The following is a 14,246-nucleotide window of genomic DNA, read 5'->3' as shown; positions in this document are numbered from 1 at the left end:
ATAGCGCATTGCGGAATATATTGCCGGTAGTCGAGGCCCGAAGGTCAGGACGGACGGCAGGGGTACGTCCCGAGTTCGGCGCGGTCGACCGTGTCCGGCCCGCCGAAGGTCGTAGTTCGCTCCGTGGCGCGCAGGGTCACCGCCTCGACGCGGGACTCGTGGCCCGCGTTCCAGCGCTCGCAGGCGTAGGACGCGATGTGCCGGCGGACGGAGGCGTCCCCCCACGACGCCGACCCGGCGTACTTTCGCCAGCGCGCGTTCGTGTAGTCCCCGCCCGGCGGCATCCGGAACGCCTCCACCCGTTCGCCCGATTCGAGGCGGCCCTCGGCGACGTACCACCGCTCCGCGGTCGGCGGGTTCGCGAACATGTCCCACCGACGGTCCGAGAGGTCCGCCGACGAGTCGCCGTCGGCCACGTCCACGTAGCCGAGTGCGGCCGCGTTCCACACCAGCAGGACCAGCAGGCCGGCGAACGCGAGTGCGGTCCCCGCCCGCCGGCCCCACCGGGTGACCCGGTCGCTCGACCCCGTGTGCGGGGCGAGTGCCCCTGACACCCGTTCGCGCGCACGCCTCGCCCGCGGGCGCGCTCCCAGCGGTACAACGACCCGCCGTTCGGTGGCGTCCCAGACTCGCGGGGGGAGGAAGGGGAGGAGCGACGCGACCGAGACGAGGGGGAAGAGGCCGAGGCTCATCGTGCCGAGCATCCCGAGGTGATCGGCGAGGAACGCCCCGACGAACAGGGCGCGGGCGATGCCCGTCAGGACGAGGAGGAGCGGCGAGGCGACGACCATCGCGAGCCACGTCCACCCGAGGACCGCGAGCAGGTCGGGGAAGCCGACCAGCACGTCCCCGAGCGGGGTGGCGTAGGCGTCGAGTGCGAGGGCGTACCGGAGGGCGTCGCCGCCGGTCCACTCCCCGCCGCGGAGTTTGAAGACGGCGTTCGTCGCGTAGACGGCGACGACCTGCGCGAGCAACGCGGCCGAAGCCAGCGTCGTGACGCGCCCGCGCTCGCGGTCCGCACCGCGGCGAACCGCGCCGACCGACCACCGATCCCCGAGCGGGAGGAACAGCCCCCAGAAGAGCAGTCGCCGCAGGAGTCGGTCGCCCGCGTTCAGCACGAGAGGGTTTGCCGCGTGCAGCGAGACGAGCAGGCAGAGCGACCCGAGCGTCGCCACTCTGGTCCGGTAGCCCGCGAGGAGTGCGAGGGCGAACGCCCCCGCGAGAGCGAACAGGGCCGCCTGCGCCCACGCCGCCCCGAACAGGAGGTGAATCGAGAGGTCGGAGAACGCCGGGTACTGCGCCCGGAGGACGGCGTGGGGCAGGACGCCCGCGTCGGCGTGGAACGCGACGAGGTGACGCGAGCGAGCGAGGAGGTCGACGAGCAGGAGGACTCCGAGCGAGACGCGGAGGGCCGCGAGCGCCCGGCGGTCGATACCGAGTCGGACGGCCAGCGCCCGGCGGACCCGGGTGCCGAGACTCCCCGTCACCCCGCCATCCGTCGACTCCTCGGCCATGTACTGGCGAGGCTAGTCGAAGGCGGGGCATACGTCTTGCCGTCGGGCAGAGTGCGCGCGGACGACGTGTAAGAACGATTATCGAAACGCGATGCTGCAAGCGTTCATTAGGCTGCCGTGACAGGGCGCGAGCATGCAGGTCCCCGACGACGTGGACGTCCTGGAGGAACTGTCGAGTCTCCCGACGGTGGCACACCCGACCGTCTCGCCCGACGGCGAGCGGGTGGCGTTCTACTACGACGGCACCGGCCGCAACGAACTGCACGTCCTCGACGTGGGGACGAGCGAGACGCGGCAGGTGAGCGTCGGGGAGGTGCCCCGGAACGCCCGGTGGCCGGTCGAGTGGAGCGCCGACAGCGACCGGATGTTCTTCCACGTCGACGAGGCGGGCGACGAACAGAACGACGTCCACGCCATCACGCTGGACCCGTTGGCGTGACCGACCTCCGGGACATGTACGAGAACACGATGCCCCACTTCCGCACCGAACTCATGGAGAAGTACCTCGGTCGCCCCGAGGAGAACCCCGACCTGTACGACGAGCGCTCGCCGGTGAACTACGCCGAGAACCTCGCCGCGCCCCTCCTCGTCCTCCACGGCGTCAACGACCGCCGGGTACCCGTCTCGCAGTCCCGACTCTTCCGGGACGCCCTCGACGAGAACGGCTTCGAGGAGGGTGAGTCGGGGGACTACGAGTACGTCGAACTCGGCGAGGAGGGCCACGGCTCCTCGGATATCGACCAGAAGATTCGCTGGCTTCGGGCGCTGGACGACTTCCTCTCGCGACGGCTCGACGTTCCGGCGGCTCCGGCCGACGACTGAGCTACGGGCGGACCCCCGAACGCGGCCCGCCATCGCGAGGACGGCAGTCGCTCTCGGGGCGCGCTGGTGAACGTGAGAACCGCGAGGTGGGCTACGTTACTCGTAGAGCCACTGCTCGTCCGCGCGGTCGTAGTCGACGAGTTCCGACTCGTCGAAGAACAGGTCGATCTCTCGCTCGGCGGAGCCCTCCTCGGTGTCCGAACCGTGGATGACGTTCCGGCCGAGGTCGAGACCGAAGTCGCCGCGGACGGTGCCGGGCGCGCTCTCTGCGGGGTCGGTCTCGCCCATCATGGTGCGGACCTGCGCCACCGCGTCCTGACCCTCCCAGACCATCGCCATCACCGGACCGCTGGTGATGAAGTCCGTGAGGTCCTCGAAGAACGGCTTGTCGGCGTGCTCGCCGTAGTGCTCCTCGGCGAGGTCCTGACTGATCTGCATGAACTTCGCGCCGACGAGCTTCAGACCGCGGTCCTCGAAGCGACCGACGATGTCGCCGATGAGTCCGCGCTGGACGCCGTCGGGCTTGACCATCACGAAGGTTCGCTCGTGATCGCTCATTCCTCGTCCTCCTCGTCGTCGACTTCGTCCTCCGCGGATTCGAGGTCTGGCGTGTTCCCGTCCGTGTCCTCGACGGGTTCCTCGTCCTCGTCACCGCGAGCCTCCTCGTCGGGGGTCTCGGCCTCGACGCCCTCGGTCGCGTCCGTCGCGCCAGGCGTCTCCTCGCCGGTGGTCCCCTCCGGCTTTGTCTCGGAGACGCTCTGGGCGTCGGGCGTCGCGGAGTCGCCGACGTCGGCCTGCGTGTCCTCGTCGCCGGTCGCCGTCTCCTCGTCGGGCGTGGCGACGTCCGAGGTCGGTTCGGGTTCGTCCATGTCGGTCGACCCCTCCTCGGCGACCTCCTCGACTTCGTCTTGCGAACCGACGGTCTGGCCCTTGTTGCGGCGGCCGGCCTCGGTCCACTCGAGTTCACGAGCCTCGCGGCCCATGAAGTAGTTCTTCTCCGCCTTCGAGTTCTTGAAGTGGAGGACGGTGCCGTCGTTGCGGATGAACATGATGCCCGTGCCGGGCTCGATGTCGTCGCCGCTGAAGTCGCAGGTGCGTGTCCGGGGCATCTAGCGACCTCCGATGGAATCGGCCTCGCGGGCGGTCTCGCGCAGCTGGATGACGTCGCCGACGCGGACCGGCCCGAGGACGTTTCGCGCGATGATGCGGCCCTGGTTCTCGCCCTCTCGGATGCGACACTTCACCTGCATGGCCTCGCCGTGCATACCGGTCTTGCCGACGATTTCGACCACTTCGGCGGACGTCGCATCGGATTCCTCTTCTGCGCTCATTTACTTGAGTTCCGCGAGCTTGTCCGAGATGTCCTCGACGTCGTCACCGGCCTCGCCGGCGTCGACGATGGCAGCGGCGGCGCTGCCGACTTCCAGACCGGCGGCGTGCCCGATGTCGTCTTGCGTCTCGACGAAGAGGTACGCGATGTCCTTCTCCTCGCAGAGTTCGGGGAGGTGCATCACGACCTCCTCGGGCGTGACGTCTTCGGCGATGTAGACGAGCTGGGCGTTGCCTCGCTCGATGGCCTTGGTCGTCTCGTTGGTACCTTTCTTTACGGAGCCGGTGTCCCGTGCGACCTGGAGCGCCTCGATGGCGTCGTCTTCGAGGTCGGCCGGAACGTCGAAATCAACGTATACTGGCATGGTTATTGGCGTCCCACGTGGTGGCTCGCGCTCCCTCCGCCTCGTGCCCGACGGTCACGTGAGCGACCTGTCGCGCACTGCCGACCCGAGGGTCGGCGAGAGTCCCTGGCTGGGAGCATCATCAACCCCACGCGGGTTGTACCCCGTCATAATTCTGCCCTGCATAAAAGCGCTTCCGAACGTCCCTGTGCGTGTGCCACCGCCACACGCCGCATCGTGACGGTTCAGCGTTCCGAAATTTCTGCGCCTACTCCTCGTCCCCGTACTCGGCGACCTGAACCAGTTGCTTGCCGATGTTCTCCCCGTCGAACAGGCCGAGGAACGCCTCCGGTGCGCGCTCCAGTCCGTCCGTGACCGTCTCGCGGTACTGGACCGTGCCGTCGTTCACCCACCGGGCGAGTCGCTCGTTGGCCTCCTCGTAGCGGTCCTCGTAGTCACGGACGAGGATGCCCTCGACGCGGGCGCGCTTCTGGATGAGCGTCCCGAAGTGCCGCGGCCCGGTCGGGCGCTCCTGCGCGTTGTAGAGGGATATCTGCCCGCAGATGACGACCCGCGCGCGCACCGAGAGGTTGTCCATCACGGCGTCGGTGACGGGACCGCCGACGTTGTCGAAGTAGACGTCGACGCCGTCGGGACACGCCTCGCGCACCCTCGCGCGCACGTCGTCGTCCTTGTAGTTGATGGCCGCGTCGAAGCCGAGTTCGTCGGTCAGCCAGCTGATCTTCTCCTCGCTCCCCGCGACGCCGACGACTCGACAGCCGGCATGGCGGGCGATCTGCCCCACGACCGAGCCGACCGCCCCCGCCGCCCCCGAGACGACGACGGTGTCGCCCGGCTTCGGGTCGCCCACGTCCAGCAAGCCGAAGTACGCGGTCCGGGCGGGCATCCCGAGGACGCCGAGCGCCGTCGAGACGGGCGCGAGGTCGGGGTTCACGCCGACGAGTTCGTGGCCCTTCGCGATGGCGTAGTCCGCCCACCGCAGGTTCCCGTTGACGACGTCGCCCTCCTCCCAGGCGTGGTGGTTCGAGGCGACGATCTCGCCGACGACGCCCGCCTGCATCGGTTCGCCGACGGTCCACGGTTCGGCGTAGGACTCGGCGTCGCGCATCCGCCCGCGCATGTACGGGTCGACTGACATGTACAGCGTCCGTACCAGCACTTCCCCGTCCCCGGGGACGGGTCGCTGTCGCTCGGCGAATTCGAAGCAGTCCATGTCGGGTCGACCGTCGGGGCGCTGTGCGAGCAGCCAGACGCGGTTTGTCTCGGCCATGCACGCCGAACGGACGCGGGGGTAGTTATAGTTCGCCCGCGGGACTCCGAGGACCGCAGGACGGATAGCCGCCCCCAGCCACCTCCCCGTATGCACCCACGCGTCGACGCCGCCGTCCGCGCCCTCCGCGAGGAGGCGCGACGGACGAACGAGCGCCGACTGCTGGTCCTCGCGGGGAGCCACGACGCCTGCCTCGACGCCCTCCCCGACGTCTTCGAGGCTGGCGACGTCGCGGACCCGGTCCTCGTGGGGCACCGCGACCCCGGCACGGCGAGCGTCGAACGCCACGAACCCCGGCGAGCCGACGCCCTCCTCGGCACCACCCGCGAGTGCGTCGTCGTCGACGGCCACGAGGAGTGTCGTCCGAACGCCCTCGGGCGGGCCGTCGGCGCGGTGGACGGCGGAGGCCTGCTGGTCCTCCTCGCGCCGCCCCTCGACGAGTGGAGCCGTCGGAGAGACCGCTTCGACGAGACGCTCGCCGCCCCGCCCGCGACGGTCGAGGACGTCTCCGGGCGCTTCCGCCAGCGACTCGTCTCGCTCCTGCGCGCCCATCGGGGGGTCGCTATCGTCGACGTCGATTCGGAAGTCGTCGAACGCGAGGGACTGACCGACCCCGCACCCGCCCGCCCGCAGGCATCCCCGACGCTCCCCGAGACGCACGCCTTCCCGCGCGTCGCCTACGAGGCCTGCCGGACCGCCGACCAGATTGCGGCGCTGCGGGCGTTCGAGCGTCTGCGCGACCCGAGCACCGCGGTCGTCCTCGAAGCCGACCGGGGGCGCGGGAAGTCGAGCGCCGCCGGCCTCGCCGCCGGATCACTCGCCGCGGCGGGCCGGGACGTTCTCGTCACCGCACCCGACCGGCGCGGCGCCGGGGAACTGTTCGCCCGCGCACGCGAGGTGCTCGATGCCCTCGGCGTCCTCGCCGACCGAGGCGACGAGGTCGGCGAGGGGAACGGCGAACTCCGGGCCGCAGAGGGCGGCCGGGTCCGCTTCGTCCCGCCCCTCGAAGCCAGCGAGTTTCCCGACGACCCGGACGTGGTCCTCGTGGACGAGGCGGCTGGCCTCCCCGTCTCGCTGCTCTCCTCGCTCCTCGGGCGAGTCCCAGTCGGGTTCGCCACGACCGTCCACGGCTACGAGGGTGCCGGACGCGGGTTCGCGGTCCGGTTCCGCGAACGCCTCGCGGAGAGCGACTGCGAGGTGGTCGACGTGTCGATGGCTGAACCAATCCGCTACGCCGGGACCGACCCCGTCGAACCGTGGGCGTTCCGGGCGCTCCTCCTCGATGCGAGTCCGGCCGTGGAACTCCTCGTCGCCGACGCCACCCCCGACTCCGTCGAGTACGCCCGCCCAACCCCGGACGACCTGCTGGCGGACGAACACCTCCTCAGAGAGCTGTTCGGCCTGCTGGTCCTCGCGCACTACCGCACCGAACCGGACGATTTGGCGAGACTGCTGGACGCCCCGAACCTCTCGGCGCGCTGTCTGGTCCACGGGGGCCACGTCGTGAGCGTCGCCCTCCTCGCCCGCGAAGGCGGGTTCGATGCCGACACCTGCGAGCGAATCTACCGGGAGGGTCGGGTACAGGGCAACATGCTCCCCGACCTGATGACGGGGCAACTGCGCGACCCGGACGTGGGTCGGCCACTCGGGGTCCGCGTCGTCCGCATCGCCACCCACCCATCCGTGCAGTCGTCGGGACTCGGGACCGAACTGCTCGATTCGATACACCGGGAGTTCGGCGACGAGGTGGACTGGTTCGGGACGAGTTACGGCGCGACACCCCGCCTGCTCGACTTCTGGCGGGCGAACGGCTACCACTCGGTCCACCTCTCGGCGACGCGCAACGCCACCAGCGGAGAACACAGCGTGGCGATGCTTCGGCCGGCGGCCCCGGCCCCCGCTCCGGACCACGTCACCGCCCGACACGCCCGCTGGTTCCGCCAGCGGGTAGGCGACGTACTCGGCGACACCCTCTCGGAGGTGGACGCGGACGTGGTCCGGGGTACGCTCGCGGCGTTCGACTCGCCCGTCGTGACGGACCTCTCGGACCGCGAGTGGCGACTGATCGCCAGCGCCGCCTTCGGCCCCGGCCAGTTCGACATGCACCCCGGCCCGTTCCGCCGACTCGCCCTCCGTACCCTCACGGACCCGGCGTTCGACCTCGACCCGCGACAGGAACGACTGCTCGTCCGGCGCGTCCTCCAGTTCCACGACTGGGAGTCGGTCGCCGACGAACTCGACTTCTACTCCAAGAGCGGGGCCCGCCGCGAACTCGGGCAGACGTTCGCCGCCCTCGTCGCAGGCTACGGCACTAAGGCGGCCCGCGACGAACGGGACCGGTATGGTTGAGCCACTCGGCTGGCTTGCGCTCGGACTGCTCGTCCTCGGCGTCGTCGGCGCCGTGGTCCCCCTCCTCCCGGGGGCGCTCTCGTCGCTCGCGGGCGTCCTCCTCTACTGGTACTCGACGGGGTACACCGAACCGGGACCGGTGCTCCTCGCGGTACTCGTCCTCGTGGGACTGCTCACCCTCGCGGTGGACTACTTCGGCGGCGCGGTGTCCGCGAAGGTGGGCGGTGCGTCCACGCTGACGACGGCCGTCGCCGCTGCGGTGGGCATCGTCCTCCTGTTCGTCGCGGGACCCGTCGGACTCGTCGTCGGCGTGGCGGGGACGGTGTTCGTCGTCGAGTTCGCCCGCAATCAGGACGCCCGGCAGAGCGGTCGCGCCGCGGTGTACGCCGCAGTCGGCGTCCTCGCCTCGACGGTGGTGCAGGCGCTCCTGACGCTCTCGATGCTCGTGGCGATGCTCCTCGTCGCGTTCCTCTGAGACGACCGTATCCCGCTCCGCCCGCAGGGGCTTTGCCCGCGCCGTGCGACAGGAAGCCATGGAGTGTTCGAAACCGGGTTGTGAGAACGAGGCGGCGGTGCGCCTGTACGTCCCGTGGGCCGAGGACCGCGTGGTCTGTACGGCTCACGGGCGGGCGCTGGTCCAGCGGGACGGCGTGGTCGCCGAACCCATCGAGGGGAGCGAGGAGAACTGGCGATGACTCAGGGCCAGACGGCCATCATCACTTCGTCGACGTAGTCGCCCCCGATGCGGTAGTGCTTCTCGCGGACGGCCTCCGTCTCCCACCCGCGACTCTTCAGCCACTCGATTGCGCGCTCGTTGGTCGAGGGGACGGAGTTGTACACCTTCTCGAAGCCGTTCTGCTTGGTCCACTCCAGCCCGCGCTGGAGGAGGTGGCTCCCGATTCCCTTCCCGCGGTACTCGGGGAGGACGCCGACGGTGAGTTCGGCGGTGTGCGAGAGCTTCTCGATTTCGGGCGCGCTGAGGTGGACCCACCCGACAACGTCGTCGCTGACCGTCGCGACGAAGAACACGCGCGACTCGAGGTCGTTGTGGCGCAGGAGGACTCGCTCGTGGTCCACGATGTCGGCCACCGTCTCGGCGACGATGTCCGACCGCTCGGAGAGGGCGCTCCGCATCGCCCCGACGAGCCCCGTCAGGTCGTCCTCGCGGGCCTGTCGGATGGCGAACTCCACCTCGCCCTCGGTGAACAGTTCCTGCGTGCCCGGTTCGAACGCGACCCGGAGCGTGTCGCCCTCGCGTTCGAGGACGCCGTCGCGCTTGAGGATGGCGACGTGGTGGCCGAACGCCGTCTCGTCCATCCCGAGCGTCCGGTGTGCCTCGTGGTAGTCCACGGACCCGTAGCGCTCGACGTACTCGTAGACGTCCTTCCGGTCGGTGTGGCCGAAGTCGAGTGAGTCGGAGAACTGCATGGCACGTGATACCAATGCAAAAGACTTAACATATATTGCCGCTTCCCGGGACACTCATCCAGAATTACAAAGACGCCTGACGGGTTCTCGGGGGCGAGCGGTCACTCGGCGGCGTGTGGTCGTCCCCGCGGACCGCGTCCGTGGCGGTCCGGGACGTGGGTGAGGAGCGCCGCCGTGTCGCGCACGTCGCGCGTCTCGACGAGTAACTCCGCGGCCGTCCGCAGGGAGAACTCGGCGTCGAGGTCCACCCCGTAGCAGGCGGCGTACAGGTCGAGCCAGTCGTTCATCGTCCGTTCCAGGCGGGCGAACTCCGCGGGGGAGAACGCGACCCGACGGCCCCCCGTCCGCCCCTCGACGTAGCACCAGACGGTCGGCCCGAGACCCTCCCGCAGGTAGTCGAGCGCCCGCGCTTCGTCGGGCGGATTCGCCGGCGGGACGAACCACTCGCAGGCCAGCGTGGCCCGCCGCGCGAGTCGTTCGATTCGCGCCGCGGACGCCGTCTCGTCGGCCCCCGTCATCCCTGCTCGAACTCCACGCCCTTGCCCCCGCGCGGGTGGGTCCACTCCGTGTCGGCGACGATGGCGCACGTCCCGCACTCCACGCAGGGTTGCGTGTCGAGGCTGACGACGCGTTCGGTGTGACCGTTCGTCTTCACCTCCTCCTCGCGGTAACAGCCGCCGCCGAAGTCCAGCGCGCTCACGGGACAGGCCGTGACGGCGGCACCACTGGCCGCCCACGAGTTGTCCAGCACGCGGATGTGCGGGTTGCCCACGTCGGTGTCGTAGGTGAGCGCCCCGATGCGGTCCGCGAGGCTGGGGGGTTCGACCCGGCTCTCGGCGGTGACGTCGGCACCGAGTTCCTCCGCGATGACCGACGGGAGCGTCACGTAGGGCGTCGCCGTGTCGGGCACGATGGCCGCGAGGCCCGGCGAACTGTACAGCGATTCGAGACGCCCGCCCAGCGCCCTGACTCCCAACCGCCCGACGCGGGAGGTGAGGACGGCGTCTGTCAGCGAGGCGACCCGGTCGCGTTCGCCCAGCGCCCGCGAGACGCGGTAGCCCGGCGGTCGGAGCTTCCGCATCGTCCCCGAGTCGCGCAGTTTCTCGGCGTAGCGCCGGCCCGCCTCGTCGGTGTTCCCTCGGTTGCGGGCCTCCACGAACGCCTCGGCGGCCAGCGCGCCCGCCGTGACGGCGTGGTTCATCCCCTTGATGATGGGCCCCTGCGCCTGCATCTGCCCGCCCGCGTCCCCGACGAGAACGAGTCTTCCCTCGTGGGGGTCCGGGTGGGCCACCTTCTTCGAGTCCGGGACGAGCTTCGCCGAGTACTCCAGTTCCCGGTAGTCGTCGCCCAGCCAGTCCGCGAGGAGCGGGTGGGTGAGCAGGTTGTCGAGCAGTTCGTGCGGTTCGGCCCGCTCCGCGACGAGGCTGTCGAGGTGGAAGACGGTGCCGATGGAGAGCGTCTCGCGGTTGGTGTAGAGGAACCCGCCGCCCCGAACGTCCTCGAAGAGGTCGCCCGAGAACAGGTGGGCGACACCCTCCCCGGGGTCGATGTCGAACCGGTCGTCGACGTCCGGGGCGTCCACGACTGCCTTGACGCCCTGGAACCACTGGTCGGGGTGCTCCCAGTCCATCAGGCCCGCGTCGCGGGCGAGTTCGCTGTTCACCCCGTCGGCGGCGACGACGACGTCGGCGCGGATGGGGTCTATCTCGTCGCAGGTGACGCCGACTATCTCCCCGTGTTCGCGCAGGAGGCCGTTCACCCGCACGCCGGTCAGGAGTCCACCGCCCGTCTCGCGGGTCATCTCGTGGACCCGGTCGGCCAGCCACGAGTCCATCGGCCGCCTGAGGACGGCGTCGGACCACTCCGTGTCGTGTTCGTGGAGCGCGGTGATGTCGAACGAGCGCACCTTGCGCCCGGCGACGTTGTGCAGGTAGTACTCCGTGACGGGTCGCTCCGCGGCCTCCTCGCGGAAGTCGGGGAAGAGGTCGTCGATGGTGTACGGCGCGGAGGACTCGGCGTAGAGGAGTCCCCCCGAGACGTTCTTCGACCCGGCGTCGACGCCGCGTTCGAGGACGAGCGTCTCGACCCCCTCGGCGGCGAGTTTGGCGGCGGCGGCGGCCCCGCCGGGGCCGGCACCCACCACGACCGCCTCGTAGTGTTCGTGCTCGGTCATTGGCGCTCACCCCCGCTGCCGTCGGCGACGGCCTGTACGTCCAGCGTCCCCGACTTCACCGCCTCGGTGAGCATCGGGAGCACCTCGAACAGGTCCCCCTCGACGAAGTAGTCGGAGAAGTCACGGATGCGGGCGTCGGGGTCGGTGTTGATGGCGAGGATGGTGTCGGACTCGTCCATCCCCACCTTGTGCTGGACGGCCCCCGAGATGCCCGCCGCGATGTACAGTTTCGGAGCGACGACCTGTCCCGTCTCCCCGATCTGGCGTTCCTCGCGGGTGTACTCCTCGACGTGGCCCCCGAACTCGTAGGAGCCGGTGACGATACCCCGCGAGACGCCCACGTCGGCGTCCTCGAAGGCGTTCGCCAGTTCGAGGGCGAGTTCCATCCCTCGCGTCGGGTCGTCGCCGATGCCCCGCCCGACGGCGACGACGACGTCCCGCCCGGTGAGGTCGACGCCCTCGTCTAGCTGGTCGAACTCGGTCACGCGCACGCTCAACCAGTCCTCGTCCAGTTCGAGGTCGTGGGTGACGACGAGGCCCTCTCGCTCGGGGTCCGGGTCGGGGACGTCGAAGCTCCCCGGAATCACGGAGGCCCCCTGCGGGTGGAACTCCCGCCCCGGGTTGTCCAGACAGAGGATGGTCGAGTACTCGAACCCCGAGAAGTCCGGGCGCTTCATGTGGAGGACGCCTCGGAACTCTTTCTTCTCGCCCGCCCGCCCCACCTTGGCGGGATTGGAGATGACGGTGTCCTCGATGTAGAGGCCGGAGCAGTCGCTCGCGAGGCCGGAGTCGAGTTCAGCCTGCACCTGCGCCGAGAGGTCACGCCCGTTGTTCGTCGCCGGGAAGAGGACGTAGCGCGGTTCGTCGTAGTCGCGCCACTCGGCGGGGTCGGGACCCTTCTCCCCCGGCTCCCCGCCCCACCGCGCCATGTCGCAGAACACCTCGGTGTACGCGCGGTGGACGAACCGGTCGAGTCGGTCGTCCTCGTGGACGACGACGGCGTCCGCGCCGCAGTCGATACACTCGTCGGCGAAGCGTTCGACGTCGCTCCCGATGAGGACGGCGACGACTCGCTCCGACCGGTCGTAGTCGGCGTTGTAGCCGTCCATCAGCTCGCGGGCCTTCCCGAGCATCTCGCGGGAGACGTCGAGCAGGTCGCCCGCCTGCGTCTCGCAGTAGACCCACATGTCGCCGTAGGTGGCGTCCGTCAGCGCCCGAACGTGGCGCTTGTCCGCCGTGGGGTGGTCGAGGTCCGGGTGGCGCTCCTCCGGTGTCTGTGGCTCCTCCTCGACGTCCCCGCCCTCGTCCTCCTCGCTCCCGCGGATGGAGTCGATGCGGCTCTGGACGAGGCGCTTCGCGCCGTCGCGGTTCTCGCCGGCCTCCTCGGCCGCGAGGATGGCGTCCAGACGCTCCGGGTCGTCGATGTCCTGCACCGCGTTACCGAGTTCGGCGAGGCTCATCTCCGTCGGGTCCACCTCGCCGTCCGACGCCTCCTCGTCCCCGGAGAACTTCCCGATACGGCTCTCGATGACCTTCTTGACGGGGTCGCGATTCTTCCCGTCTTCCTCCGCTTCGAGGATGGCTCGCAGTTCCGCCACGTCCTCTACGTCCTTGATTCGCGCCGTGAGGTCGGCGATGTCGTAGTCCGCGGGGTCGATGGACATCTCAGTCACCCCCCGCCTCCGCGGTCGGACTCCCGTCTCCGCCCGCGAACGGGCGGAGCACCTCCAGAACCTCGTCCATGGCCGCCGCGTCCCCCGGGTCGACCATCGTCGCCTCGCGTTCCGCGGGGGCCTTCGGGATGGGATCGACGGAGGAGACGATGGTGGGCGACCCGTCGAGGCCGATGTAGTCCGGGTCGAGGTTGAGGTCCGCGTGGTCCCACGTCGTCATGACCGCCTCGTATCGCTCGGCGCGGTCCCGCGTCTCCGCCCGGAGGTCCTTCAGGACGAGTCGTTCGCCCGCCGTCCGGTAGGACGCGTCGAACTCGGGGTCGGTCACGACGAACGCGGGGAGCGAGGTCTCGACGGTCTCTATCTCGGTGACGTCACCCTCGACGAGTCGCTTGGCCCGGAGGGTGCCCGCGTCCTCGTCGACGTCGAGGGCGACGACGTGGGTGACGATGGGCATCCCGAGACACCACGCCGTCTGCAGGCCAGTGTGCCCCGTCTCGCCGTCGGCCGTCTTGAACCCCGCCACGACGAGGTCCGGCACGCCCAGTTTCTCCAGCGCGGTGGCGATGGTGATGGAGGTAGCCCACGTGTCGGCGGCGGCCATCTCGCGGTCCGAGAGCAGGTAGCAGTCGTCGGCGTACACCGACCGCATCCCCTCCTGTAAGACTTCACCGTACCCCGGCGGCCCCATGCTCATCAGCGAGACGCGCCCGCCGTGGCGGACCTTGGTCTGGAGGGCCGCCTCTAGCGCGAACCGGTCGTTCGGGTTCATGACCGTCGGGGTCTTCCCCCGTTCGAGGTGGCCCTCCTCGTCGAAGGACACCTGCCCCTCGCGGAAGTCGGGGACGCCTTTCGTCAGGACGACTGTGTGCATCGGTAGCTAACACCGTGAAGCAGTCCGTCATACCACGAAAAATAGCTTTTTTCACGACGGACGGACCCTCCCGAGAACCGGCAATTGTTGCGGCGGCGGGGAGGGTGGAGGTCTCAGAGGCGTCCGGCCCGCCCCGCGTCCACGTCGATGGCGTCCACCGGGCAGACGTCCACGCAGAGCATGCAGTCGATACACTGCGCCTCGTTGGCCGGGTCTGCCTTGATTTCGCTCTCCGGGTGGCCGGGGGTGTCCACCCACTCGAAGACGTCCACGGGGCAGTCCTCGAGACAGGCCCCGTCCGCGAGGCAGATGTCGAAGTCCACGGCGACGTGCGTCCCGTGGATGCCAAGTTTCTCCGGTTCTTCCACCGGGCCCCACACCCGGTGGCCGTTGTGTTCCTCCGCGACTTCCCTGTTCGATTCGAACTGCGGATCGATGGCCATTGTTAC

The 14,246-nt window shown here is 69.8% G+C and carries 16 protein-coding genes and 1 pseudogene; 5 read left to right on the top strand and 12 right to left on the bottom strand.

Annotated elements, in window-relative coordinates; translation table 11 throughout:
* Window positions 1–44 precede the first annotated feature (44 nt).
* Window positions 45–1,514, bottom strand: coding sequence for an HTTM domain-containing protein (locus tag NKG96_RS09975; protein WP_254534793.1), 1,470 nt, complete (start codon window positions 1,512–1,514; stop codon window positions 45–47).
* Window positions 1,515–1,647: 133 nt separating this feature from the next.
* Between NKG96_RS09975 and NKG96_RS09970 the strand changes: the two genes are divergently transcribed.
* Both NKG96_RS09970 and NKG96_RS09965 read left to right on the top strand, forming a co-directional pair.
* Window positions 1,648–1,953 carry a TolB family protein gene (locus NKG96_RS09970; protein ID WP_254534792.1) on the top strand — a complete coding sequence of 102 codons (306 nt, stop codon included), beginning with the start codon at window positions 1,648–1,650 and terminating at the stop codon, window positions 1,951–1,953.
* Window positions 1,944–2,336: pseudogene (locus NKG96_RS09965) on the top strand (alpha/beta hydrolase family protein); the annotation flags it as partial. The gene NKG96_RS09970 and the pseudogene NKG96_RS09965, both read left to right, overlap by 10 nt.
* 96 nt (window positions 2,337–2,432) lie before the next feature.
* Here the strand turns inward: NKG96_RS09965 and ndk are convergent.
* From ndk to NKG96_RS09940, 5 genes are all read right to left on the bottom strand, one after another.
* Window positions 2,433–2,894 (bottom strand): nucleoside-diphosphate kinase, encoded by a 462-nt coding sequence (gene ndk / locus NKG96_RS09960; protein ID WP_254534791.1) that lies wholly within the window; start codon window positions 2,892–2,894, stop codon window positions 2,433–2,435.
* On the bottom strand, window positions 2,891–3,445 hold the full coding sequence (locus NKG96_RS21165; RefSeq protein WP_254534790.1) for a 50S ribosomal protein L24e: 555 nt from the start codon (window positions 3,443–3,445) through the stop codon (window positions 2,891–2,893). Before NKG96_RS21165 ends, ndk begins: the two co-directional genes overlap by 4 nt.
* Window positions 3,446–3,667 (bottom strand): 30S ribosomal protein S28e, encoded by a 222-nt coding sequence (locus NKG96_RS09950; protein ID WP_254534789.1) that lies wholly within the window; start codon window positions 3,665–3,667, stop codon window positions 3,446–3,448. It lies immediately after the preceding gene.
* Window positions 3,668–4,030 carry a 50S ribosomal protein L7Ae gene (rpl7ae, locus tag NKG96_RS09945; protein WP_254534788.1) on the bottom strand — a complete coding sequence of 121 codons (363 nt, stop codon included), beginning with the start codon at window positions 4,028–4,030 and terminating at the stop codon, window positions 3,668–3,670.
* A 247-nt stretch (window positions 4,031–4,277) separates the two neighbouring features.
* Window positions 4,278–5,300 (bottom strand): NADP-dependent oxidoreductase, encoded by a 1,023-nt coding sequence (locus NKG96_RS09940; RefSeq protein WP_254534787.1) that lies wholly within the window; start codon window positions 5,298–5,300, stop codon window positions 4,278–4,280.
* A 90-nt stretch (window positions 5,301–5,390) separates the two neighbouring features.
* On the opposite strand from NKG96_RS09940, the gene tmcA reads away from it, so the two are divergent.
* From tmcA to NKG96_RS09925, 3 genes are read left to right on the top strand one after another with little or no spacing between them, the layout of a single operon-like run.
* Window positions 5,391–7,649, top strand: coding sequence for a tRNA(Met) cytidine acetyltransferase TmcA (gene tmcA, locus NKG96_RS09935; protein WP_254534786.1), 2,259 nt, complete (start codon window positions 5,391–5,393; stop codon window positions 7,647–7,649).
* Window positions 7,642–8,124, top strand: a complete 483-nt coding sequence (locus NKG96_RS09930) for a DUF456 family protein (RefSeq protein ID WP_254534785.1) — start codon at window positions 7,642–7,644, stop codon at window positions 8,122–8,124. The genes tmcA and NKG96_RS09930 overlap by 8 nt, the downstream gene beginning before the upstream one ends.
* A gap of 58 nt (window positions 8,125–8,182) precedes the next feature.
* The gene (locus tag NKG96_RS09925; protein ID WP_254534784.1) at window positions 8,183–8,344 is read left to right on the top strand and encodes a DUF8014 family protein; all 162 of its coding nucleotides are present in this window, start codon (window positions 8,183–8,185) and stop codon (window positions 8,342–8,344) included.
* 1 nt (window position 8,345) lies between these two features.
* On the opposite strand, the gene NKG96_RS09920 is transcribed toward NKG96_RS09925, so the two are convergent.
* The 6 genes from NKG96_RS09920 to NKG96_RS09895 form a co-directional block, all read right to left on the bottom strand.
* A complete protein-coding gene (locus NKG96_RS09920; RefSeq protein WP_254534783.1) occupies window positions 8,346–9,077 on the bottom strand; it encodes a GNAT family N-acetyltransferase in 732 nt (243 codons plus the stop codon).
* Window positions 9,078–9,178: 101 nt separating this feature from the next.
* The gene (locus tag NKG96_RS09915) at window positions 9,179–9,595 is read right to left on the bottom strand and encodes a DUF8055 family protein (RefSeq protein WP_254534782.1); all 417 of its coding nucleotides are present in this window, start codon (window positions 9,593–9,595) and stop codon (window positions 9,179–9,181) included.
* Window positions 9,592–11,250, bottom strand: a complete 1,659-nt coding sequence (locus NKG96_RS09910; RefSeq protein ID WP_254534781.1) for an FAD-dependent oxidoreductase — start codon at window positions 11,248–11,250, stop codon at window positions 9,592–9,594. The genes NKG96_RS09915 and NKG96_RS09910 overlap by 4 nt, the downstream gene beginning before the upstream one ends.
* Window positions 11,247–12,914: an electron transfer flavoprotein subunit alpha/FixB family protein gene (locus NKG96_RS09905; protein ID WP_254534780.1), complete on the bottom strand. Its 1,668-nt coding sequence runs from the start codon at window positions 12,912–12,914 to the stop codon at window positions 11,247–11,249. The genes NKG96_RS09910 and NKG96_RS09905 overlap by 4 nt, the downstream gene beginning before the upstream one ends.
* Window position 12,915: 1 nt before the next feature.
* Complete coding sequence (locus NKG96_RS09900; RefSeq protein ID WP_254534779.1) at window positions 12,916–13,797, bottom strand: electron transfer flavoprotein subunit beta/FixA family protein; 882 nt, start codon at window positions 13,795–13,797, stop codon at window positions 12,916–12,918.
* 113 nt (window positions 13,798–13,910) lie between these two features.
* Complete coding sequence (locus NKG96_RS09895) at window positions 13,911–14,240, bottom strand: 4Fe-4S dicluster domain-containing protein (protein ID WP_254534778.1); 330 nt, start codon at window positions 14,238–14,240, stop codon at window positions 13,911–13,913.
* Between the last annotated feature and the right edge of the window lie 6 nt (window positions 14,241–14,246).

The organism is Halomarina litorea, from assembly GCF_024227715.1.
Lineage (GTDB): Archaea > Halobacteriota > Halobacteria > Halobacteriales > Haloarculaceae > Halomarina > Halomarina litorea.
The sequence above is the reverse complement of the archived record's forward strand: the minus strand, read 5'-3'. Positions and strand labels throughout refer to the sequence as shown.

Excerpts from the sequence above, each read along its gene's own strand:
- NKG96_RS09975 (WP_254534793.1), bottom strand. The coding sequence starts at position 1,514 with ATGGCCGAGGAGTCGACGGATGGCGGGGTGACGGGGAGTCTCGGCACC.
- NKG96_RS09970 (WP_254534792.1), top strand. The coding sequence starts at position 1,648 with ATGCAGGTCCCCGACGACGTGGACGTCCTGGAGGAACTGTCGAGTCTC.
- ndk (WP_254534791.1), bottom strand. The coding sequence starts at position 2,894 with ATGAGCGATCACGAGCGAACCTTCGTGATGGTCAAGCCCGACGGCGTC.
- NKG96_RS21165 (WP_254534790.1), bottom strand. The coding sequence starts at position 3,445 with ATGCCCCGGACACGCACCTGCGACTTCAGCGGCGACGACATCGAGCCC.
- NKG96_RS09950 (WP_254534789.1), bottom strand. The coding sequence starts at position 3,667 with ATGAGCGCAGAAGAGGAATCCGATGCGACGTCCGCCGAAGTGGTCGAA.
- rpl7ae (WP_254534788.1), bottom strand. The coding sequence starts at position 4,030 with ATGCCAGTATACGTTGATTTCGACGTTCCGGCCGACCTCGAAGACGAC.
- NKG96_RS09940 (WP_254534787.1), bottom strand. The coding sequence starts at position 5,300 with ATGGCCGAGACAAACCGCGTCTGGCTGCTCGCACAGCGCCCCGACGGT.
- tmcA (WP_254534786.1), top strand. The coding sequence starts at position 5,391 with ATGCACCCACGCGTCGACGCCGCCGTCCGCGCCCTCCGCGAGGAGGCG.
- NKG96_RS09930 (WP_254534785.1), top strand. The coding sequence starts at position 7,642 with ATGGTTGAGCCACTCGGCTGGCTTGCGCTCGGACTGCTCGTCCTCGGC.
- NKG96_RS09925 (WP_254534784.1), top strand. The coding sequence starts at position 8,183 with ATGGAGTGTTCGAAACCGGGTTGTGAGAACGAGGCGGCGGTGCGCCTG.
- NKG96_RS09920 (WP_254534783.1), bottom strand. The coding sequence starts at position 9,077 with ATGCAGTTCTCCGACTCACTCGACTTCGGCCACACCGACCGGAAGGAC.
- NKG96_RS09915 (WP_254534782.1), bottom strand. The coding sequence starts at position 9,595 with ATGACGGGGGCCGACGAGACGGCGTCCGCGGCGCGAATCGAACGACTC.
- NKG96_RS09910 (WP_254534781.1), bottom strand. The coding sequence starts at position 11,250 with ATGACCGAGCACGAACACTACGAGGCGGTCGTGGTGGGTGCCGGCCCC.
- NKG96_RS09905 (WP_254534780.1), bottom strand. The coding sequence starts at position 12,914 with ATGTCCATCGACCCCGCGGACTACGACATCGCCGACCTCACGGCGCGA.
- NKG96_RS09900 (WP_254534779.1), bottom strand. The coding sequence starts at position 13,797 with ATGCACACAGTCGTCCTGACGAAAGGCGTCCCCGACTTCCGCGAGGGG.
- NKG96_RS09895 (WP_254534778.1), bottom strand. The coding sequence starts at position 14,240 with ATGGCCATCGATCCGCAGTTCGAATCGAACAGGGAAGTCGCGGAGGAA.